This is a genomic window from Nostoc sp. JL23 (genome assembly GCF_017115065.1).
Taxonomy (GTDB): Bacteria; Cyanobacteriota; Cyanobacteriia; order Cyanobacteriales; family Nostocaceae; genus Nostoc; species Nostoc punctiforme_A.
The window spans coordinates 108,477-129,448 of sequence record NZ_JABXKN010000132.1 but is presented as its reverse complement, the minus strand read 5'-3'; the positions used below and the strand labels follow the sequence as shown (position 1 = coordinate 129,448).

General features: G+C 40.4%; 19 protein-coding genes and 1 pseudogene. 13 read left to right on the top strand and 7 right to left on the bottom strand.

What is annotated here, in order from left to right; translation table 11 throughout:
* Positions 1-37: 37 nt before the first annotated feature.
* The 3 genes from hpsN (at position 38) to hpsP (ending at position 3,489) form a co-directional block, all read left to right on the top strand.
* Entirely contained in the window at positions 38-1,018 is a 981-nt protein-coding gene (hpsN, locus tag HWQ42_RS28365; RefSeq protein WP_292817757.1) for a hormogonium polysaccharide biosynthesis glycosyltransferase HpsN, read from the top strand.
* Between the two features lie 52 nt (positions 1,019-1,070).
* On the top strand, positions 1,071-2,246 hold the full coding sequence (gene hpsO / locus HWQ42_RS28360) for a hormogonium polysaccharide biosynthesis glycosyltransferase HpsO (protein ID WP_292817755.1): 1,176 nt from the start codon (positions 1,071-1,073) through the stop codon (positions 2,244-2,246).
* A 70-nt stretch (positions 2,247-2,316) separates the two neighbouring features.
* Complete coding sequence (gene hpsP / locus HWQ42_RS28355; RefSeq protein WP_292817835.1) at positions 2,317-3,489, top strand: hormogonium polysaccharide biosynthesis glycosyltransferase HpsP; 1,173 nt, start codon at positions 2,317-2,319, stop codon at positions 3,487-3,489.
* Positions 3,490-3,613: 124 nt separating this feature from the next.
* On the opposite strand, the gene HWQ42_RS28350 is transcribed toward hpsP, so the two are convergent.
* The gene (locus HWQ42_RS28350; RefSeq protein WP_292817753.1) at positions 3,614-3,760 is read right to left on the bottom strand and encodes a hypothetical protein; all 147 of its coding nucleotides are present in this window, start codon (positions 3,758-3,760) and stop codon (positions 3,614-3,616) included.
* A 433-nt stretch (positions 3,761-4,193) separates the two neighbouring features.
* On the opposite strand from HWQ42_RS28350, the gene HWQ42_RS28345 reads away from it, so the two are divergent.
* Entirely contained in the window at positions 4,194-4,832 is a 639-nt protein-coding gene (locus HWQ42_RS28345) for a peroxiredoxin (protein ID WP_114085723.1), read from the top strand.
* A 289-nt stretch (positions 4,833-5,121) separates the two neighbouring features.
* Here HWQ42_RS28345 and HWQ42_RS28340 read toward each other — a convergent pair whose 3' ends face one another.
* Entirely contained in the window at positions 5,122-5,487 is a 366-nt protein-coding gene (locus HWQ42_RS28340) for a hypothetical protein (RefSeq protein WP_292817749.1), read from the bottom strand.
* A gap of 543 nt (positions 5,488-6,030) precedes the next feature.
* Between HWQ42_RS28340 and HWQ42_RS28335 the strand changes: the two genes are divergently transcribed.
* The 7 genes from HWQ42_RS28335 (at position 6,031) to HWQ42_RS28305 (ending at position 13,747) form a co-directional block, all read left to right on the top strand.
* Positions 6,031-7,164, top strand: a complete 1,134-nt coding sequence (locus tag HWQ42_RS28335; RefSeq protein ID WP_292817747.1) for a substrate-binding domain-containing protein — start codon at positions 6,031-6,033, stop codon at positions 7,162-7,164.
* 469 nt (positions 7,165-7,633) lie between these two features.
* Positions 7,634-8,590 (top strand): nitrogenase iron protein, encoded by a 957-nt coding sequence (gene nifH, locus HWQ42_RS28330; protein ID WP_094331809.1) that lies wholly within the window; start codon positions 7,634-7,636, stop codon positions 8,588-8,590.
* A 359-nt stretch (positions 8,591-8,949) separates the two neighbouring features.
* A complete protein-coding gene (nifE, locus tag HWQ42_RS28325) occupies positions 8,950-10,344 on the top strand; it encodes a nitrogenase iron-molybdenum cofactor biosynthesis protein NifE (protein WP_292817744.1) in 1,395 nt (464 codons plus the stop codon).
* Positions 10,344-11,654 carry a nitrogenase iron-molybdenum cofactor biosynthesis protein NifN gene (gene nifN / locus HWQ42_RS28320; RefSeq protein WP_292817742.1) on the top strand — a complete coding sequence of 437 codons (1,311 nt, stop codon included), beginning with the start codon at positions 10,344-10,346 and terminating at the stop codon, positions 11,652-11,654. The genes nifE and nifN overlap by 1 nt, the downstream gene beginning before the upstream one ends.
* A 167-nt stretch (positions 11,655-11,821) precedes the next feature.
* On the top strand, positions 11,822-12,802 hold the full coding sequence (locus HWQ42_RS28315; protein WP_292817740.1) for a type I restriction endonuclease: 981 nt from the start codon (positions 11,822-11,824) through the stop codon (positions 12,800-12,802).
* 87 nt (positions 12,803-12,889) lie between these two features.
* The gene (locus HWQ42_RS28310; protein WP_292817737.1) at positions 12,890-13,258 is read left to right on the top strand and encodes a hypothetical protein; all 369 of its coding nucleotides are present in this window, start codon (positions 12,890-12,892) and stop codon (positions 13,256-13,258) included.
* Positions 13,259-13,384: 126 nt separating this feature from the next.
* Positions 13,385-13,747 carry a hypothetical protein gene (locus HWQ42_RS28305; protein ID WP_292817735.1) on the top strand — a complete coding sequence of 121 codons (363 nt, stop codon included), beginning with the start codon at positions 13,385-13,387 and terminating at the stop codon, positions 13,745-13,747.
* 267 nt (positions 13,748-14,014) lie between these two features.
* Here HWQ42_RS28305 and HWQ42_RS28300 read toward each other — a convergent pair.
* Positions 14,015-14,170, bottom strand: a pseudogene (locus HWQ42_RS28300) (substrate-binding domain-containing protein); the annotation flags it as partial.
* A gap of 471 nt (positions 14,171-14,641) precedes the next feature.
* On the opposite strand from HWQ42_RS28300, the gene HWQ42_RS28295 reads away from it, so the two are divergent.
* A complete protein-coding gene (locus HWQ42_RS28295; protein ID WP_292817733.1) occupies positions 14,642-15,400 on the top strand; it encodes a HesA/MoeB/ThiF family protein in 759 nt (252 codons plus the stop codon).
* Between the two features lie 68 nt (positions 15,401-15,468).
* On the opposite strand, the gene HWQ42_RS28290 is transcribed toward HWQ42_RS28295, so the two are convergent.
* The 4 genes from HWQ42_RS28290 to HWQ42_RS28275 form a co-directional block, all read right to left on the bottom strand.
* Positions 15,469-15,675 (bottom strand): molybdopterin-binding protein, encoded by a 207-nt coding sequence (locus HWQ42_RS28290; protein ID WP_292817731.1) that lies wholly within the window; start codon positions 15,673-15,675, stop codon positions 15,469-15,471.
* A 175-nt stretch (positions 15,676-15,850) separates the two neighbouring features.
* Positions 15,851-16,528, bottom strand: coding sequence for a hypothetical protein (locus tag HWQ42_RS28285; RefSeq protein ID WP_292817729.1), 678 nt, complete (start codon positions 16,526-16,528; stop codon positions 15,851-15,853).
* A gap of 806 nt (positions 16,529-17,334) precedes the next feature.
* Entirely contained in the window at positions 17,335-18,186 is an 852-nt protein-coding gene (gene modD / locus HWQ42_RS28280) for a ModD protein (protein WP_292817727.1), read from the bottom strand.
* Between the two features lie 493 nt (positions 18,187-18,679).
* Positions 18,680-19,378: a DUF305 domain-containing protein gene (locus HWQ42_RS28275; RefSeq protein ID WP_292817725.1), complete on the bottom strand. Its 699-nt coding sequence runs from the start codon at positions 19,376-19,378 to the stop codon at positions 18,680-18,682.
* Positions 19,379-19,907: 529 nt separating this feature from the next.
* On the opposite strand from HWQ42_RS28275, the gene hemF reads away from it, so the two are divergent.
* Positions 19,908-20,972: an oxygen-dependent coproporphyrinogen oxidase gene (gene hemF, locus HWQ42_RS28270; RefSeq protein WP_292817722.1), complete on the top strand. Its 1,065-nt coding sequence runs from the start codon at positions 19,908-19,910 to the stop codon at positions 20,970-20,972.

Below are 20,972 nucleotides of genomic sequence, written 5' to 3'. Positions count from 1 at the left end.
ATTATTGTAGAAGTAGTAAAATTACTTAATAAAAATTGTGAATAATTGGCCATTAATTACTGTAGTTATCCCGACCTACGGACGGGAAGAAGCGCTACGCGATAGCATTGTGGATGTCTTAAAACAAGACTATCCAAATTTTGAAGTTTTAGTTGTAGACCAAACCGCAAAACACCAACCAGAAATTCAAGCTTACCTAGAAGAGATAGCAAATGCAGGTAAAATTAAATGGTTGCGTTTAGATTGGGCAAGTTTGCCAGGGGCGCGAAATTATGCTGTGCGGCGGTCATCTGGTGAAATAATATTGTTTATTGATGATGATGTTCAGCTAACCCCTGAATTGTTAGCAGCCCATGCGAAAAATTATGTGCAAAACCCAGAGGTGGGGGCTGTGGCTGGACGGGTGTTTGACAGAATGAAATTAGGTGATTCTGGAGGAGATTTACAGATTGAATATCTGCCTCCCGAAGCTATGGACCCAGGAATTGCTTGGTATCATATTGATTTAGTACATACCACCAAACCTCAGCAAGTACTGACAGCTAGGGGCTGTAATATGTCATTTCGCCGCGAAATATTTACTAAGTATGGGCTGAGGTTTGATGAGAGGTTTCGCGGTAGTGCAGTGCGCGAAGAGTCAGATTTTTGTTTGCGGGTGCGACAAACCGGATATAAAATTTGGTACGACCCAGAAGCCCATTTGGTGCATTTAGGCGAAGAAACAGGGGGTTGTCATGATATTAGTATGCGATCGCTAAAATATCAACTCACCTTTTATCACAACCATTTCCTACTAGGGCTGAAAAACCTGACTGCGACTCAAGCTTTACGACTATACGGTCGTTTATTTGACTGTCACGTTCTGGGACGACCACCTTGCCATAAAAGTGGTTCCCCCATCAAAATTGCCACTCGCGGTATTTTCTACATTTTGGGTTTTTTCAAAGCCTTGGGTACTGTCATCCAATCACTATGGAACGATGGTCAAATTTACAGTCGATTGGATAAACAAGTTTAGTTATTAGTCATTTGTCATTGGTCATTAGTCATTAGTGAATAACAAAGGATAGATGAAAATCTTAGTTGCTAGTCACACTTATATCGTAGACCTCAACTGTGAGAAATTACGCGCTTTATCTCAACTAGAACCTGACATTGAAGTGACAGTTGTAGTCCCAAAGCGCTGGAAACCAGGCGGTGTACAAAACAGAATTATTGAAACTAAATACCGCGATGAAGGCAAATTTAGAATAGTTCCAGTTTCTAATTTTAGTCAAAATCATCAGGGACTTCTTACCTTTGGCGCTGATTTGATATCTTTGTTAAAACAATTTCGCCCCGAAATCATCCAAGTGGAACAAGGGTCTAGAGCCTTAGCTTATACTCAAATGATTGTCTTAAATCAGCTCTTAGGACTCAAGGCAAAAAATATATTTTTTACTTGGTGGAATCTTCCTTACCAACTGAAACTACCAATTTCTTTATTAGAAAAATATAACCTCAACCACAGCCACGGCATTATTTCTGGCAATCAGGATGGAGCAGAAGTTTTGCGGCAACGAGGATATACAGGAGCAATTAAAGTCATGCCGCAACTGGGCGTAGATGAAAGTTTATTTACTCCCAAAGCTCAACCAGAGTTAGCAGCTAAGTTTGGCATTGAAAAAGAGGATTTTGTAATAGGTTTTGTAGGGCGATTTGTGCAAGAAAAGGGTTTATTAACGCTTTTACAAGCCTTAATTAAATTGAAAAATAAACCTTGGAAATTACTGTTATTGGGACGAGGAGAGTTGCAAAGTGAATTAATGAAAATTGTGGCAGAAAACAATATTAAAGAACGGTTAATTTTAATCGAAAGTGTTCCTCACGATGAGGTTGCAAGTTATATCAATTTAATGAGTACTTTAGTATTACCTTCAGAAACAACTTACAAGTTTAAAACCTTAACTTCTGCTGGCTGGAAAGAGCAATTTGGTCATGTGCTAATTGAAGCGATGGCTTGCCAAGTTCCTGTGATTGGTTCTGATTCCGGGGAAATTCCCTATGTAATTGGCGATGCTGGCTTAGTATTTCCTGAAGGTGATGTTCAAGCTCTTGCTAATTGCTTAGTTCAATTAATGGATAAACCAGATTTTGCTCATACTCTCGGTGAAATAGGTTATCAAAAAGCAATGATTCAATATACAAATAAAGCTTTGGCTAAACAGCAATTGGAGTTTTATCAAGAGTTGGTCATTAGTCATTAGTCATTGGTCATTAGTGAATAATAAAGGACAAATGACGAAGGATAAAAGACAAATGACAAATGACAAAAAAATGAAAGTATTACAAATTGTTCCCTCAATTTCTCTAATTTACGGTGGCCCCAGTCAAATGGTACTAGGGCTAACTCCAGCTTTGGTAAAAGAGGGAGTGGAAGTTACAATTCTCACAACTGATAGTAATGGCGATAATGGTCAAACACCTCTAGATGTTCCTTTAAATCGCCCAATTAAACAAGATGGTTATGAAATAATTTACTTTCGTTGTGCGCCGTTTCGTCGCTACAAATTTTCTCTAGATTTACTAAACTGGCTAAAACTTCATGCTCACGAGTTTGACATAGCACATATCCATGCTCTATTCTCCCCAATAATTAGCGCTGCTGCGATTGTGTGTCGCCAGCAAAAGCTACCTTATATTTTCCGTCCTTTGGGTACTCTCGATCCGGCTGATTTACAGAAGAAAAAGCAATTAAAACAGCTTTATGTTGCAATTATAGAACGTCAAAATTTAGCTGGTGCAGCAGCAATTCATTTTACTAGCGACCAAGAAGCTAAAATATCAGAACGATTTGGAGTATCTACGCCAGATTTGGTGATTCCCTTGGGTGTGATTCCCCGTCAATCTCCTATTAAAAATGTATGTAGTCAGCTAGAAATACCAAAGGATGTGCCTTTGGTGCTGTTTATGTCACGAATTGACCCGAAAAAAGGGTTAAATTTGTTGATTCCGGCGCTAGAGAAGCTGTTAACGGTTGGTTATAAGTTTCATTTTGTCTTAGCTGGGACAAATCCTCAAGATCCAGATTACGAACAAAAGATAATATCCCAAATTCAAAATTCACCATTGCGATTGCACACTACAATTACAGGCTTTATCACTGGTGAACTCAAAGTTAGTTTACTACAAGCTGCTGATTTATTTGTCTTACCTTCTTACTACGAAAATTTTGGAATTGCTGTAGCTGAAGCGATGGTTGCAGGTGTACCCGTAGTCATTTCTGACCAAGTGCATATTTGTCAACAAATACGTGATAGCGAGTCGGGTTGGGTAGGCGCAACAGATGTTCAAGCACTGGTAGAGTTACTACAAGAGGCTTTGGAAAATCCCGCAGAACGCCAACGCCGGGGATTAAACGCCCAAAAGTACGCCTTAGAAAATTTTAGCTGGGATGCGATCGCAAAGCAAACGATCCAAGCCTACCAAAAAATTCTGGCAACCAAATGAATGAAGGATGACTTTTGCTGCTGTTTCTGGTGCGTAGGCGTAGCCCGTCGTAGACATCGCAGTTGCTACAATTACGGCAATACTCTGCAACACTCCCCACAATAACATCCACCAAAAAGCACTTTTATATTGTTGACGACGTAATTTGTAACAAGAAAATGGGATAGGGAACAGCAGTACCTAAAATCGGCATCAACCAAGGAACTTCAAAAACAAAACTTGCAGTTGTGCTGACAATAACACCAATAACCAAAAGGATTACTATCATCATTAATTCAAAATTCAAAAATAATAAATATATTTGTAATTTTTATTCCCATTACTTGTTTTGTGACAATTAAATTTGTCATAGCTTATAAATTTCTTATAATATTGTATCGATGCGAAGAAAAATTATCGGAATTTTGCAATAATGTGGAAATGTTGCAACTGAATAAGCCAGACGTGCAATAGCTTATAGTCAGCTATCGCCCTGATATTTGCAATCTTCTATGTAAAGAAAAACCTATAGGGAAAAAATAATAAACTAAAGCATGTATGTGTATTTTAGTCAATAGTTTTTACCTCCTTTTAATCACTTATCTGAGAGCGCTGACAACCTAAAATTTTGTTTCAAACTGCTAAAGTCCGATTGGGAAATCGGGGTTTTATGTCATGATGGCATACTAGAATATATATGCCTTTCTAACTACAGGGAATCTCTCATGGCTCTCCGTCTAGGTGACACAGTACCTAACTTTACGCAAGCCTCAACACACGGCGACATCGATTTTTACCAATGGGCAGGTGACAGCTGGGTTGTGCTGTTCTCTCACCCTGCTGATTTTACACCTGTTTGTACAACAGAACTCGGCACAGTTGCCAAGCTAAAACCAGAATTTGACAAGCGCAATGTCAAAGCGATCGCACTCAGCGTTGATGACGTAGAATCTCACAAAGGGTGGGTGGGAGACATTGAAGAAACTCAAAGCACCACCCTTAACTACCCAATTTTGGCGGATGCAGATCGCAAGGTTTCTGAGCTTTACGACATGATCCACCCCAATGCTAATGCGACTGTGACAGTGCGATCGGTTTTCGTGATTGACCCCAATAAGAAACTCCGCCTAAGTTTCACCTATCCTCCCAGCACGGGACGTAATTTTGATGAAATTTTGCGGGTAATTGATTCTCTGCAATTGACTGATAATTACAGCGTGGCGACACCAGCTGACTGGAAAGATGGAGAGGATGTTGTAATTGTCCCCTCACTCAAAGATCCAGAAGTACTCAAAGAGAAATTCCCCAAAGGTTACGAGGAAATCAAACCCTATCTGCGGATGACTCCTCAGCCTAACAAGTAAATCTGAAAATGATTTCGGATAAAAAGCAAAGGCGCAAAGTTATATCTTTGCGTCTTTGTTTATTTGGGTAAGAATATAGTTAGTGGACTAGGCATCTAAAGCTGGAGAAAATCCCGATGTTTTCATCTCCTTTGGTTTTGCAAATTCCGTCATCAATGCAAATGACAGACGAACAATTTTTTGATTCATAAGTTTTTAGCAAAGCTTCAAAAGTAACGAAGCTGCGGTGAAGATTGGTAATTCTGATTTTTTACAGATTGAATATTGCAGAAAAATCGAGTTTACTAGGTTATTGTTCTTGAGTAACAATCCACAACAAGTCTAACCACAACTGTGGATAAGCTTGCTTGAGATTTGAGAGTGGATCGCGCATCAAGTTATTGGCATTCAAGCAAACAACTTCAACTAGGCCCAAGTATTCTGCTACTTCTTTAAGTAGGTTTTTTTGTTCTACTACAGCACTAATTAGTCTATCAGGGCAATAAATACCAATGTATTTTGCTTGGCGGATGCATGTTTTTATACTCACTCTTTTTAAGTGAGGGTGAGGATTGATTATCTTCACATAACATTGGCTTAACAGTTTCCATAGCTGTGGGTGAGTGTGTTCAATAATTACGTTAAATTGCTGGGCTAAGTCTTCTTCAGTAATCATTACTCTCTCCATTGGTTTGTTGGAATCTATTGCATACTTTGGTAAATACCTAATTGATTGTGTAAAAATTTAAAACAGCAATTCCTTGCTGATGCTATATGCATATTCACTTTAGTCAAATAGGTAATTTTTTATTAGGGCAAAATTTACCCCTAAAAGCTAAATTGGTTGGTATGTTTTCTACTGTTTGTGTTACTCGTCTATCAAGCATCAAAGCTGAAACTAATCTCTAAAACTGTATTAAATACTACTATTTACCAATTTAATTAGTAAATAGTAGCTGCTAAATAAATACTCTGTTTCTTGGAATTTGGGGCTTTTAAGCCAAGATAGTAAGTAAAAAACAAACACCCGCAAAAATAATTTGCGTTTCGCAAGCAAATTGGCAATTGATGTGATAGTCTTTTTATATGGGGAATCAAGACAGCGAAAGCACAAAAAGTCTTCCAAGAGAAATGATATAAACTCAAAGACCACACTTTCGCCTTGGCAGATGCAATGTTTAAATCCGCTACGGCTTTTTGAAACTAAGAGACAAAGCCAATGAAGCAGGATAGTGACCTCCGTAATAACTTGAAGTCGATTAGAACTCGCTTAGGCATGAGTCAACAAGATTTGGCTAACATCGCTAATGTGACTCGTCAGACAATTAGTGGTGTAGAGTCGGGACTATATGCTCCCTCAGTAGCCATAACACTTCGCTTGGCCAAAGCGCTTGGCTGTCAAGTTGAGGATCTATTCTGGTTAGAGCGGGATTTACCTGAAATTGAAGCCGTTCTTGCCAAACCTGTTCCGAATGGTCAGCAACTACGAGTTAGTGTGGCTCGTGTGGGAGGACAATGGATAGCTTATCCCTTGATTGGTAAGGATGCTTTTCGCCAAGATATGATTCCGGCTGATGGTGAAGGCACTAGTCAAATAGGTACAAATAAAGTTCGAGTCCGTCTTTTAGACGATAATCTCGACACACTTCACAACACCGTTGTGATTGCTGGTTGTGCCCCTGTAATTTCACTATGGGCAAGAGCCACCGAACGCTGGCATCCCCAACTGCGAGTCCAATATAACTTCGCCAACAGCATGGCTGCATTGCACAGTCTATGCAGAGGTGAGGCGCACATCGCGGGGATGCATCTGTACGATCCTGAAACTGGTGAGTATAATACTCCCTTTGTTCGAGATGTTCTGGCTGGAAGGGAAGCAGTTCTGATTACCCTTGGTGTCTGGGAGGAGGGACTTTTGTTAAAGTCAGGGAACCCAATGGGAATTAGAACAGTTAGTGACTTAGTTGCTGGGGGAGCGACTATTGTTAACCGCGAAATCGGTTCTGGTAGTCGGATGCTTTTGGAACAAACACTCCAAAAGGAGCAGATACCGTTCGATGCTGTTCAGGGCTTTGACAATATACTCAAAACTCACCAAGATGTTGCTCAAGCTGTAGTCAGAGGAGTTGCCGATGCAGGTATAAGTACGGCATCTGTCGCTACCGCCTTTGGGCTGGGATTTATCCCTTTACATCAGTCACGATATGATTTGGTGATTCTCAAGGAATATTTAGAAGAAGCACCAGTACAGCAGTTACTCAGTACTTTGGGACATCGGATGGTTCACTCCCAATTTGAAATTCTTGGCGGTTATGATATCAGCAAAATTGGGGAAGTTGTAGCGACTGTTTAGAGTGGATTGCAATGGTTGGTTGTGTGATTTAGGGAAACTTGGCGTAAATTTAAATCCTGCTGCAACCACTCTTTAGGTATGAGCAACCTTCAGGGGATTACAACTAATTCGTAATTCGTAATTCGTAATTAAGGAATTCGGATTGAATTTGGGTTTCCAGTTTGGAATCTGTAGCTTTTTTCCAATTGGTATTACTACCGCCAGAGAAATCATTTGAGTGAGGATCTGGTAATACTTGCAATATTCTTTGAGTGATGTCTTATCGCTCTAGCTATTAGTCAGAAAAAACAATGACTAATGGCCAACGAACACTGACTAAAACTTGAATATGTTCTTTCTTCAGACTCTTTTTGCTGTAGAACGAGCGCCTCCAACGACGTTCTACATAAGGTCACTGCTGTAACTTAACAGCACAATCGCCTCATCAACCGACAGACTCACCAAACAAACAATTACAGGATCAATCATCATGTCCGATGGCAAAATTAGACAAATTGCTTTCTACGGTAAAGGTGGTATTGGGAAATCTACTACCTCCCAAAATACGCTCGCTTCTATGGCAGAAAAGGGTCAACGCATCTTGATTGTGGGTTGCGACCCCAAAGCTGACTCTACCCGATTGATTCTCCACTGTAAAGCCCAAACCACCGTGCTGCACTTGGCTGCGGAACGAGGCGCTGTGGAAGATATCGAACTCGAAGAAGTGGTAATCACTGGCTTCCGGGATATCAGATGCGTAGAATCTGGTGGACCAGAACCTGGTGTAGGTTGCGCCGGTCGGGGTATCATCACTGCCATCAACTTCCTCGAAGAAAACGGTGCTTACTCAGACGTAGATTTCGTATCCTACGATGTATTGGGCGACGTTGTGTGTGGTGGTTTCGCCATGCCTATTCGTGAAGGTAAAGCCCAAGAAATCTACATCGTTACCTCCGGTGAAATGATGGCGATGTTTGCTGCCAACAACATTGCTCGTGGCGTTCTCAAGTACGCTCATACTGGTGGTGTACGTTTGGGTGGGTTGATTTGTAACAGCCGTCAAACTGACCGGGAAGACGAACTGATTAGCACCCTGGCAGCCAGATTGAATACCCACATGATTCACTTCGTCCCGCGTGACAATATCGTGCAACACGCCGAATTGCGCCGGATGACAGTGAACGAGTATGCGCCTGACAGCAAACAAGCTAATGAATACCGGACATTAGCGGACAAGATTATCAACAATACAAATCTTACCGTTCCCACACCCATTGAGATGGATGAGTTAGAAGATTTGTTGATTGAGTTTGGCATCCTTGAAAGTGAAGAAAATGCTGCAAAAATGATTAGCCAAGCAGATGCTGCAAAAAAGCTAGAAGACGTTCAAGGCGAAGCGCTAGAAGCAGTGAAAAAAGGAAACGTAGAAATAGTTTCTGGTAGCTAATACTCAACTGCTAAATACAAAGTAAATATTAGGTGGGCTATTCTCGCCCACTTTCTCAACAATCTTTTAAAATGGAGGTACTCGAATAGCTAATCTTAACCTCTGAGTATTTTATCAGTACCGTGTTAACACTAATATCCTAAAGTATACACAGCGAAATTAATACTTTAAGAGTTTAGTTCATGTTTTTGTTTTCTCCTTCTCTAACCTAGTTGATGTTTATATTTTAGGGAATGACAAATTCTCTTGATCATTCCCTTTTATTTCATGTTTTAGATAGATTAATAAATGAAAGTCCTATAAAAGCCTTGGGGAATTCAGTTAACATCTAACAAATTCTACCTATTGTCACCAAACAAATGAATCCCACTTCAGGAAAAATCAACGATTCACTCAGTGACTCCAATTCCGAAGATGCTCGTCAGCAGCAGAAACTGCATAAAAAAAAGTCCTCCACACAATTACCCCAACCTGGAACTACTCAAGGGAGTTGCGCTTTTGATAGTGCGATGATTACCCTAGTACCAATCACCGATGCTGCTCATGTAGTTCACGGGCCAAGTGGCTGTGCTGCCAGTATTTGGGGAAGTTACAGCAGTCTTTCTTCTGATTCGATGTTGTACAAAATACGTTTTAGCAGCGACATCGATGAGAACGATATCATCTTCGGTGGAGCCAAAAAGCTGTACAAAGGCATTTTAGAATTAGCAAGACGCTACAAACCGACGGCGGTATTTGTTTACTCCACTTGCATCACCGCCCTGATTGGAGATGATATCGAAGGAGTTTGCAAAGATGCTACCGAAAAAACAGGAATACCTACTATCCCTGTACATTGCCCTGGCTTTATTGGGAACCAAAATTTGGGCAACCGTGTCGCTGGTGAAGCGTTGCTAGAACACGTTATTGGAACAGCTGAACCAGACACTAGTACACCTGATGACATCAACCTAATTGGTGAACATAACATTGCAGGTGCAATATGGAATGTTCTACCGTTATTAGAGAAATTAGGTATTAGAGTTTTGGCGAAAATTACAGGCGATGCTATCTACAAAGAAGTTTGCTATGCCCATCGTGCCAAACTTAACGTCATACTCTCCTCCAAAGCACTAATTAACATTGCAAAAGGGATGGAGAAAAAATATGGCATTCCCTATATTGAAGAGTCTATTTATGGCATAGAGCAAATCAATCAGTGTTTAAGGAATATTGCTGCAAAGTTAGATAATTCTGATTTGCAGGAACGTACAGAAAAACTAATTGTAGAAGAAACTGCTGCAATAGATGAAAAACTCGCTCTGTATATTACCCGATTGCAAGGTAAACGCGTTATCCTTTCTACTGGAAGTTTCAAGAGTTGGTTGATTATCTTTGCCGCTAAAAAATTGGGGATGGAAGTTATTGCTATTCTTACTAAGAAGAATACTGATGAGGATAAAATTAGAGTCAAAAGTTTGCTCGGTCAAGATGGCATAATCTTAGAACAAAATAGTCCTGAAGAAATTTTACAGCTAATTAACTCTAATCTTGCTGATATGTTAATTGCTGATAAACGCCATCAAGACACCTCTCTCACAGCTAGAATTCCATTCCTAGATATTAATACTGAACGCAACCATCCTTATGCAGGGTATGTAGGAATTTTAGAAGTAGCACGAGAATTGTATGCCGCTTTTTACAATCCTGTGTGGGAACAAGTATACCAGCCAGCCCCGTGGTCAGTAGGAAATTCTTCTGAGGAGGATATTTGATGGCGATTATTAGCGTTACGAGTACATCTGTTGCAGTTAATCCCCTGAAGCAAAGCCAAACTGTGGGTGCAGTTTTAGCCTTTTTGGGGTTGAAGGGAATCATGCCTTTATTACACGGTTCTCAAGGTTGTACTGCTTTGACTAAAGCGGTATTAGTACAACATTTCCGTCAAACGATTCCGCTTTCGAGTACGGCGATGACCGAAGTTGCAACCATTTTGGGTGGCGAGGAAAGAGTTGAACAAGCAATCTTGACTTTGGTGCAGAGATCCAAACCAGAAATTATCGGTCTTTGTAGCACTGGACTGGTGGAAACCAGAGGTGATGACATGGGGCGTTTTGTTAAGGAGATTCGCTACCGTCACCCAGAACTGGATTATTTACCAATTGTGCTTGTCTCTACACCGGATTTCAAAGGTACATTACAGGATGGCTTTGCTGGCGCAGTTGAGAGTATAGTCAGGGGAATCCCTCAAAAAAGCTCTAAGCAAGACGCTTGTCCCACACAAATCACTATTTTGGCGAGTTCTGCCTTCACACCAGGGGATGTCCAGGAAATCAAAGAAATTGTTACCTCTTTTGGACTTGTACCTATCGTTGTACCTGACCTTTCTGGCTCACTAGATGGTCATATAGAAGATTCTTCTAGTGCCATTACAGCTAATGGCACAAATGCAGCACAGTTGCGCTCAATTGGTAGTTCTGTATTCACTTTGGCGCTAGGTGATAGTATGCGGGCTGGGGCACAAATTTTGGAGCAGAGATTCAATATACCCTATGAGGTATTTAGTGAATTGACGGGACTAACAGCAGTAGATAAATTCCTACAAGCATTGGCGGATATCAGTGGTGTCAGCGTACCGGAGAAATACCGCCGTCAACGCCGTCAGTTACAACATGTGATGTTGGAGAATCATTTTTACTTTGGGTGCAAGCGAGTTGCTTTGGCGCTGGAACCAGATTTACTTTGGTCAACAGTTGCTTTTTTGCGATCGCTAGGAGTTGAGATTCACGCAGCAGTGACAACAACACGCTTTCCTCTGTTAGAAAAACTCCCAATTAAGAGCGTTACTATCGGCGATTTGGAAGACTTTGAGCAATTGGCGGTTGGGTCTGATTTATTAATTACCAACTCTCATGGAGTAGCGATCGCTCAACGCTTAAAAATTCCTCTCTACCGTCAAGGGATTCCCATTTTTGACCGCTTAGATTATGGTCAGTTCACCAAGGTTGGCTATCGAGGTACTATGCAACTTTTATTTGATATTGGCAACCTGTTTTTAGAGCAGGAAATAAAGGTTAAGCATTAAACAGAACTAACTCTAACTGTTCAGTACAATATTACCAATAATATTGGTAATATGTAGCACAAGATACAATCTTGCCGATCAAGTTCAGCTTTGATAGTTAGTATCAACTCCTATACTCCATCGAAAATATACCAACCAATGCCAATAAACTAGGCACAAGTTTTTTCATGAATCCAACACAGCTAAAAAAAACAACTGTCAAAGCGAGTCGTGTTACAAAAAAACTTCGTCGCCGTTTTGACCTTACACAATCTGCAATACCCCTACTCAAAAGCGAGCAACACAAACGTAGAGAAGCGATGCCTGCGGCGGGCAAAGCCATCGCACCATATGCACTCACTTGGTTTGAGGTTATTGGCTACATAGTTTTATTAGAGTCAGATATTGCTTTGGGTAAGCATCAGATTGGCCGAAGTAGTTATAGTGAGGTGGTTTTGTATCAGCGCCTCCATAACGCTTTGCAGAAAATTAACCCGAAAAAACCTGATGAGGCGATCGCCGCAGCTATCTATCAGGTTACTTGCACTCATGGTTCCGACTTGCTGGAAAATAACCGTCGCTTTCACAAATTTTTGACCAATGGTGTGGAAGTCGAATATCTGTATAACCAAGAAATAGTTCATGACTTTGTGTGCCTCATAGATACGTCTAATCTACTAAACAATGATTGGCTAGCTATTCATCCCTTGACTATAGTTGAGGGGAGTTATACTCACTGTCCTGATGTAGTTGTCTTTATCAACGGTTTACCCTTGGCAGTTATTGTCTCGATTCAGCTAAGTGATGAACAGGCGACTTTCAAAGAAGGTTATCAGCGAATTCAGACCTACTGTCAACAAATACCAAGGCTGTTTGACTACAATACATTCCTAGTTGTTACTTATGGAAATCGGGCACGAATCGGTACATTAACCTCAGACTGGCAGGAGTTTTTACCCTGGCGCACCATTGATGGAGAAGATTTTCCTGCCAAGGGCGCAACTGAACTAGAAGTGCTGATTCAAGGCATTTTTGACAAACGGCGTTTGCTAGAGCAAGTATTGCACTTGATAGTGTTTGAGGAGAACGGAAGCAGCATTAGTAAAAAATTGCTTCGCCGACCTTTTTGTACTACACAGTACCCCAAAAAATCTTCGTGCCAAGGCTAGTAAAGGCTTAGTTATCAGTGATTAGTAGAAAAGCTAACTCACAATTCAAAATTCCCAATTGCTACTTTCAGCATGAAAGTTATAACTATGAACACAAGTTGGTATGAACAAGAGCTAGTCAAAGAATTCAAAACGGTTATTGCTCATTCTTTCCCACAAGTCGATGAATTGCTAAAACACTGTCATGTTAAACTCATTGAGTCTTATTGGGGAAGACCTCGTGTTCACTTTCTGCCATACTTCACTATTTATTGTCCTGACAATCTGATTGCTGATGTCAAAGCCAAAATATCTATACTCAGAGAAGTAGCAGAATATGCAGGATTAGTTGAAGTTGTCTGCCTAAATGCTACACATCTGCTGCGAGATCCGATGTCGAAGGTAAAGCAGACAGCTCCGCATTTGTGGTTAGAACTGCAATGGCTTGCAACACAAAAACAAGAACATTTACTATGATTTCCCGACTTTGGGTGCAATTAGAAAAGTGTCTGTTGCGCCATCTTTGAATAGATAGCGTGATAAAAACATGCAGAAGTATTGTATTTTTTTTGACCAATAATTCCCAATCCCTAATTATTTACTATGAATAAATACCCCCTTCCCGCAGATGATTTGCCTCCAACTGGAGCACCTATACTTAACGAGTTATTCTACAGGCAATTAGAAGAAGCTACTTGCAGGCGATTTTATCAAGCTTGCGGCCCAATTATGCGAGTTTTACTATCAAATTGTCACTGGTATTTCAAGATAAATACTAGTCCTCTGATGTTACTCATTATCTGCTATGACATAGAAAGTTATCTGCATATAGTCGATGCTATTCCCCAGCTCATCAAAAAGCTGAAGCAGTTTTCCAATAAAGCCAAAATTCACCTTTTTTCAGCAGATTATAAAGAAGAACCTTGGAAAATCGAGATTGAAGAAACATCAGATGATGAAGCTTAGTCAAACAGGTAAATGACGAAAATTTGGTATTAACCAAGGCAGTAGTATTTCACTTTTTTAAGTGCTTACCCCTTATAAGCTGTTCCACATTTCAATTGCATGAACTAGGCGGGCTTTTCGACCCATGCCACAAAAATTATAAAAATTTGAGATATGCAAAGCAGATATGGTTTAGCTGACTATTCCATTAAAATTAATTCAAACGCTCCCAATGCAGTTTTATACATTAATTAGGAAGGAAACAATTGTAGCTGCGATCGCAGGCTTCCGATGTCCCAAGATAGTGATAAACTGCTGTACTAGTAATTGTTCCAAGTATTCTTTGAGAATTATCAAGTCATATCGCGCACTATGAAAGGGGATAAATCTCAATCCAAAGGCAGCAGTTATAGATGCCGTACTGATTCTTGCATCAGCCCTGACTGTATATCCCACTAGAAAACAATAATACCTAAAAGACCCCACAGCCTTGCTGCGGGGTTTATTTCATTGGGCATTCAACCCAGGACAAAGAGCAAACTGGCAGTAATAGATCGGTGCTGGTCAAAGAGCAGGGATGATCGAATAAAGGGCTATCACGACATCTCCGCAGAGAGAGCAGCACCACATTTGCGACACCGAATAGCCCGCACAACTCTTGGAGACGCTCCGCGTAGCTTGCTTAAGAGGAGGGGTACGACAAGCTACTTCTCTGCGAGAGGCTGCGCCAACGGTTGCGCTCAGTACAAGTTAGTGACCATCATAGACATCGCTATATTTGCACATAGCTCTTTTAATAGTACCTGGAATAAATACCAACTTTACAGGTACTAAATCAGGAAAATGTATAGACAAGTACAATACTTGCTACCAACTAGGTGGTAAATTTTACGACTGATAAAGAATTAAAAAGCGATGAACTTAACACCCAGTGAGTTAGAACGCTATCACCGCCAAATGATGCTTCCCAATTTTGGAGAAGCAGGACAAAAGCGCTTGAAGTCTGCAACGGTTTTGGTTACAGGTGTAGGGGGATTAGGCGGTACATCAGCACTTTATTTGGCAGTAGCAGGTGTTGGGCGGCTAATCCTAGTTCGGGGTGGTGACTTACGGCTGGATGATATGAATCGTCAGGTTCTGATGACAAATGATTGGGTAGGTAAGCCAAGAGTATTCAAAGCCAGAGAAACTCTGCAAGCTATTAATCCTGATATTCAGGTGGAAGCAGTTCATGATTACGTTACAAAAGAGAATGTAGACTCTTTAGTGCAATCTGCTGATATAGCTGTTGATTGCGCCCATAATTTCACAGAGCGGAACTTGCTCAATGAAGCTTGCGTGCGCTGGCAAAAACCAATGGTGGAAGCTGCAATGGACGGAATGGAAGCTTACCTGACAACGATTATTCCTGGTGTCACTCCTTGTCTATCATGCTTGTTCCCAGAAAAGCCGGATTGGGATCAGCTTGGGTTCGCGGTTCTCGGTGCTGTTTCTGGGACACTAGCTTGCCTTAGTGCATTAGAGGTAATAAAGCTGATTACTAAGTTTAGTCAACCCCTATTGTCACAACTGCTGACAATCGACTTGATGCGAATGGAATTTGCCAAACGACATTCTTATCACGATCCTTTATGTCTGGTGTGTGGTAGCCGTTCTTGCTCGGAAAATTCGTAAATAGTTGTATAGTCGTAGCGATCGCTTTATAAGCGGATCGCCACAACTTATCGACTCATTTCGAGCTATTATGTAGCAATTATGACATCCGATGCTTTAATCACAGCGATCGCTTGTTTTCCTTCTTGAAGTTGGAGATGCTCTACTGATTCCTTGGTAATAATTGCAGTTACTTCCACCCCAGGCACAATTTCTAATATCACCTCAGAGTTGACTGCTCCTGGGTGAATTTTCTTAATAGTTCCTTTTAAGGAATTACGAGCGCTAACTTCCATATTTTGATCCTCCCTTGTTATAAGATAATTCTGAACTGAGTAATACTAACAACAATCAGATTGTTGAATTATCCTCATTTAGTGAGATATCTTCAGCCTTACAGAAGAACTTAGATATCAGTCTGGTATTAGAAGATGAATTCTCCGTTGTAGGCGTCTTTAATCAGACGAGTTTTCAGAAATATTTTGGTTTCAAAGGAGAAGCAGGAGCAGATAATATGACGATATTTCTCACATTACTAACGTAACGACCTCCAGCTTTGTCACCTGGAACTACTAAACGAGCAAATCCTTCATCTGTTAAAGGCACGACTTTACCATCACTACCTTTTTTTGCAAATGCAACTAGCACTGTTTTCCCTTCAAAGTTAGGTTGAATTTCACCAATAGCTACGACTGCACCATAGCAATCTGTGGCATCAACTAGAACATATTGCCTCAGAAAAGAGTTTTTACTATTCACCCCAGAATTCCCAGGTTTTAGACCACCTCCGGCTTTCGGATTATTAATCAATTCCCATAGGGGGATTCCATAGTATGTTTCTGTTCGTGGCCCTGAGCCGGTTTGAAAGCTGACAGTGATTTCTGTAACTAATGCTGGATTTTGTTTTTTTAAAGCATCTTGTAAATTTCGCAGTTTTGGCAAGTTATAAGTGGTTGGATTATTGAGTTCTCCACCCAAGCGAAAACTTTGTGAAGAACCTCCAAGACACTTATTTTTATCCCAGATAGAAGGTGTTTTTTCTTCTTTTTCTGAGGGAAGACTACTTCTTGAGTCAGCTAAAGTAGGCTGACATAAAACCAGTATCGATAGCATTAAAGACGCAATGGGTATCGTGCGGGTAAAACGCATAAAACATTTCTCCGTTTACTATTGAATATTGAAAAAACTAGATTGTTTTGCTGAAAGCTGTTTGCTCAACCAAAATTAGTATCGTTATCGCCAAAATTGAGCAATTTGATAATAGATTCTGTTAGATAAAAATAAAAAGGGTTCTATCGTTAAACTTTCAACTCCTTACCAAACGCTACTAAATAGCTAGTTTTTAATATGAGTTATTAAAAACTAATAAATCCTGATGCCAAAGTTAGTCGCAAATCTCTTGTTAGATTTGCGTTTTTCCAATTGGATAAGTGTATCTGTGTAATCTAATGAAGATAATACCAACTTATTGAGTAAAATACCAACTAATATAGTAATCAAACACAAACAAAATTAATTTTTATTTCTTTTTAAAATAGTTCAGCTTAATATTGTATAGAAACTAAGCTGTCGTTATTTGCCTTATAAATAGGTAACTATCAAGCTAATAAACTTTTTATAAGTGAGACTCACCTGTAAATTGGAAAACTGTCTGAGTTATGGGGAAAGGTTGTAGTTGTCCCGACACTATAGTTGAAGCAAAACCATAGAGCGGCTAGACTATTCCGTGTATACAACCAGTGTATACAACCAATAGACCAAATAAATGCTACAATTCATGGTGCAGTGAATAGAGCGATTAGCCATCTATCGCTCTATTTCATCAACTGCTTAAGAGCTTCGCAAAACGCCCATTTACTTCCGTTCTAAGTCTTGCATAAGCGCTGTTCTTTCTGGCTCAACTTCTGCGTTTTAACAACTGCAATCTTAAGTATCAAACTAAATATAAAAATGCACTACTGTGCCATCGTCATTTTGACTGCAATATCGCATGGTTTACCAAAGTATGGTGAACTTGTCACTAAAATATTTACACCAGTACTAGCATAATCCTTTATATTTTCAGAGGTAATACCACCAGCTGCTGCTAGTTTTAAGTTTGGATACTGCTGCTTCAATTTCAAAACTAGAGGCTCAAGGTCTGGTAGGGGAATTTTATCAAACTGAATTAAATCTAAACCTGCTTGAGCAGCCATCCAAGCATCTTTTGGTGTATCTACTTCAACGCAAATATGTTGTTCTGGAAACTGTTGTCGCAGTTCAGTCATGCGCTCAATTAACCCAACCATACCTCCCAGGAATATCAGGTGTTGATTAAAGATCAGAACTGTTTCAGATAATCCTAAGCGATGAAAAAAACCCCCGCCAGCTAGAACTGCTTTGATGGAAAGCGCTCTAGTACCTGGAAAACATTTACGAGTAGTCACAATAGAAACAGACTGATTTACTGTTTTGGCAGTATCTACTAATACTCTTGTACGCGAAGCAATACCGGAGGCGTATTCCATCAAATTTAAAGCAACTCTCCAGCCACTGTGCAAAGCTTGAGCAGTGCCACTAGCTTGAAGAATTAATTGCTTCTCTTGGCAGACTGTACCACTTTCGACTTGATAATGAACTTCAGCACCACAATATTTTAATACTCTGGCTGCTTCTTCAGTAGCGCAAATGGTCATCGGATGACGGGTAGAAAACTCGATTTCACCAGGTTGCTTGCCAATGCCAAGTCCGTAGGTTGTCAAATCTAGGTAGGGAACATCTTCCTGAATTAACCTAGCGATCGCCTCATCTGAGAAGAAAACACTCATTTTAGTTTTATGATCGGCTGACAGATAAATAGCTCAATCAAGATTCACACTCAACCTAATCTCATTCAGTTGTAGGAATTGTAATAATTACTACTATTGTCCCAAATAGTTGGTAACAAAATAACTTTGTTAATAAAGAATATATACCTCAGTCGCCAAAATTCGTTAAATGCTGAAATTGACACAAATATGATGCAAGTTTACCTCTTCGTTTACCATTTTTTCTTATCCCCGTAAACTTGCAGTATGGACAATGCACAGTAGTGAATCCTAATTCATCCCTCTATTATGCAACGCCACCTTTTTTCACCATGACACTCAAAGTCTCTCTTTTTAGGAGAGAGATTTTCCAGATACCGTGAAAAGTCAGATTGTAGACATCGCTCCTGAAATAACCAAACATCTACCTGAAATTCCCAACCGCAAATACATATTGGTTAGTTGCAGATTTACACAGATACTTATAAAACTTTCGCAAAAACCATATTACGAATTACTTGTTGTACCAAGCTTTTCGCCACTGTTGCATGTCTTTAATTTCTATCTCTTGGGCTTTAACAATTTCTTGGGCTAATTTCTGGATTTCAGGGCGCTTAGACTTACTCAAAGCATCTTGCCCCATTGTTACTGCCCCTTCGTGGTGAGGAATCATCGCATTGATAAAGCGCAAATCAAACTCAGCATCAGCTGCACCTAAGTCTTGACTCATCATCATAGTTTTCATTTGGTCAGATGACATTTCCATCATGTGGCCCATTTGAGTGTTGTAAGCCATTGGTTTATCTCCCGCCTTGGGATACCAAGCTTGTCGCCACTGCTTCATCTGAGTGATTTCTTGGTTTTGCGATTTGATGATATTGTCTGCTAGTTTTTTGATTTCAGGACGTTTTGATTTCACCTGCGCAACATTCGCCATTTCCACAGCCCCTTGATGGTGCGGTATCATAGCGTCGATAAATCGTAAATCAAAATTAGCATCGGCTGGGCCTAAATCCATTCCCATACTGTGATTCATCATGCCACCACCGTGATTCATCATCTGCTTGTCATTAGCATTAGTGGCGGTTTCCTTTGTTGCTTGGCTTTGGTTCTGGGAAGCAGTACTAGTACAGCCTGTAATTAACCCACCGGCTGAAGCGATCGCAGTAAAAGTTAACGCCAAAAAGCAATTCCTTAAAAATAGCAGTTGCATAAATATTACCTAAGAGTTTTCTAATTCTAATGATGTAATGAACTAATGAAATTTAGATGAAATCTAAAGATCCCCGACAACTTTTACGAAGTCGGGGATCTGGTTTCTCATTTTTATGTTGTCACTAATACCTACATTGTCAAAAGCTGTAGGAATAGCTCTAAATTTTTTTACTTTGGCAAAACCTCGACCAAATAAGCTGATGCGTGTCTAAATTGTACATTGGAATTGTTAATACTGTCCTAAATCAATTGGTCATCTGTCCTTTGAAATACAAATGACTAAATATACAACTTAAATACGTAACAGCTTAGGGTTATTGCAACCTACTCAATAGCACGGTGGCTAAAAACAGACAAGTTGGAAATAACCAGATACTAGACCCACGCAAAGACAAACGGAAAGCCTTTGAGGACAGGGGTTTAGATAATTTATTAAGTTTTGAAAATTCTTTAGTTATTACTTATTCATAGCTATATAGTTATGAATGTTGATGTTTACCTTTACTCAAAGTTTCAGAGGTTTTAACATGGGTCGTCATTGGGATAATTCTCTGCAAGAATCTAGAAATAACACAATATTGCTGGCATCGCCTACCAACACAATACCCAAGGATTCACGGCAGCGATCGCAGCAATTCATGCAGAACTTACAGGATGAGATTTGCGCAGCCTTAGAGCAACTTGATGGAAAAGCACGCTTTCAAGAAGACTACTGGGAACGAGCAGAAGGCGGGGAAGGACGTACCCGCGTGATTCGGGAAGGGCGGGTATTTGAACAGGGTGGCGTGAACTTTTCGGCAGTTTGGGGAAATAGCCTACCGCCTGCAATTTTGGCTCAACGTCCAGAAGCCGCAGGACATGAGTTTTTTGCCACAGGAACCTCAATGGTGTTGCATCCTCGTAATCCTTACGTCCCAACAGTACATCTCAACTATCGCTACTTTGAGGCAGGCCCAATTTGGTGGTTTGGTGGTGGGGCTGATTTAACGCCATACTACCCTTTTGCAGAGGATGCAGTTCATTTCCATCAGACTCTCAAAAATGCCTGTGATGCCCACCATCCAGAGTATTATCCAACCTTTAAACGCTGGTGTGATGAATATTTCTACTTGAAGCATCGCCAAGAACAAAGGGGTATTGGTGGTATCTTCTTTGACTATCAGGATGGTAGTGGCAAGCTTTATGTTGGTTCTCAAACAGATACTCCAGCAGCACTCTACAGTCAGCAAGTAGAAACGGTATCTCGGAACTGGGAAGATATCTTTGCCTTTGTCCAGTCTTGCGGTCAAGCATTTCTACCCGCTTATTTGCCGATTGTAGAACGGCGACAGGAAATAGAATATGGCGATCGCCAACGTCAGTTTCAACTGTACCGTCGGGGTCGTTACGCAGAGTTTAATCTGTTGTATGACCGGGGAACGGTTTTCGGTCTGCAAACCAATGGGAGAACAGAATCCATATTGATGTCTCTACCACCACTGGCACGCTGGGAATATTGTTACGAAGCGGAGCCAGGTACACCCGAAGCACGGCTTACCGAAATCTTTCTCCAGCCTCACGATTGGACGAATAGGACTTTTGACCAAAAATAA

What these genes read in the sequence shown, in the direction of transcription:
- HWQ42_RS28350 (WP_292817753.1), bottom strand. Translation starts at nt 3,760, where the DNA reads ATGATGATAGTAATCCTTTTGGTTATTGGTGTTATTGTCAGCACAACT.
- HWQ42_RS28285 (WP_292817729.1), bottom strand. Translation starts at nt 16,528, where the DNA reads ATGCGTTTTACCCGCACGATACCCATTGCGTCTTTAATGCTATCGATA.
- HWQ42_RS28310 (WP_292817737.1), top strand. Translation starts at nt 12,890, where the DNA reads ATGAACACAAGTTGGTATGAACAAGAGCTAGTCAAAGAATTCAAAACG.
- HWQ42_RS28335 (WP_292817747.1), top strand. Translation starts at nt 6,031, where the DNA reads ATGAAGCAGGATAGTGACCTCCGTAATAACTTGAAGTCGATTAGAACT.
- HWQ42_RS28275 (WP_292817725.1), bottom strand. Translation starts at nt 19,378, where the DNA reads ATGCAACTGCTATTTTTAAGGAATTGCTTTTTGGCGTTAACTTTTACT.
- HWQ42_RS28295 (WP_292817733.1), top strand. Translation starts at nt 14,642, where the DNA reads ATGAACTTAACACCCAGTGAGTTAGAACGCTATCACCGCCAAATGATG.
- nifH (WP_094331809.1), top strand. Translation starts at nt 7,634, where the DNA reads ATGTCCGATGGCAAAATTAGACAAATTGCTTTCTACGGTAAAGGTGGT.
- HWQ42_RS28340 (WP_292817749.1), bottom strand. Translation starts at nt 5,487, where the DNA reads ATGATTACTGAAGAAGACTTAGCCCAGCAATTTAACGTAATTATTGAA.
- HWQ42_RS28345 (WP_114085723.1), top strand. Translation starts at nt 4,194, where the DNA reads ATGGCTCTCCGTCTAGGTGACACAGTACCTAACTTTACGCAAGCCTCA.
- HWQ42_RS28315 (WP_292817740.1), top strand. Translation starts at nt 11,822, where the DNA reads ATGAATCCAACACAGCTAAAAAAAACAACTGTCAAAGCGAGTCGTGTT.
- HWQ42_RS28290 (WP_292817731.1), bottom strand. Translation starts at nt 15,675, where the DNA reads ATGGAAGTTAGCGCTCGTAATTCCTTAAAAGGAACTATTAAGAAAATT.
- hpsO (WP_292817755.1), top strand. Translation starts at nt 1,071, where the DNA reads ATGAAAATCTTAGTTGCTAGTCACACTTATATCGTAGACCTCAACTGT.
- nifN (WP_292817742.1), top strand. Translation starts at nt 10,344, where the DNA reads ATGGCGATTATTAGCGTTACGAGTACATCTGTTGCAGTTAATCCCCTG.
- hemF (WP_292817722.1), top strand. Translation starts at nt 19,908, where the DNA reads ATGGGTCGTCATTGGGATAATTCTCTGCAAGAATCTAGAAATAACACA.
- nifE (WP_292817744.1), top strand. Translation starts at nt 8,950, where the DNA reads ATGAATCCCACTTCAGGAAAAATCAACGATTCACTCAGTGACTCCAAT.
- hpsP (WP_292817835.1), top strand. Translation starts at nt 2,317, where the DNA reads ATGAAAGTATTACAAATTGTTCCCTCAATTTCTCTAATTTACGGTGGC.
- HWQ42_RS28305 (WP_292817735.1), top strand. Translation starts at nt 13,385, where the DNA reads ATGAATAAATACCCCCTTCCCGCAGATGATTTGCCTCCAACTGGAGCA.
- modD (WP_292817727.1), bottom strand. Translation starts at nt 18,186, where the DNA reads ATGAGTGTTTTCTTCTCAGATGAGGCGATCGCTAGGTTAATTCAGGAA.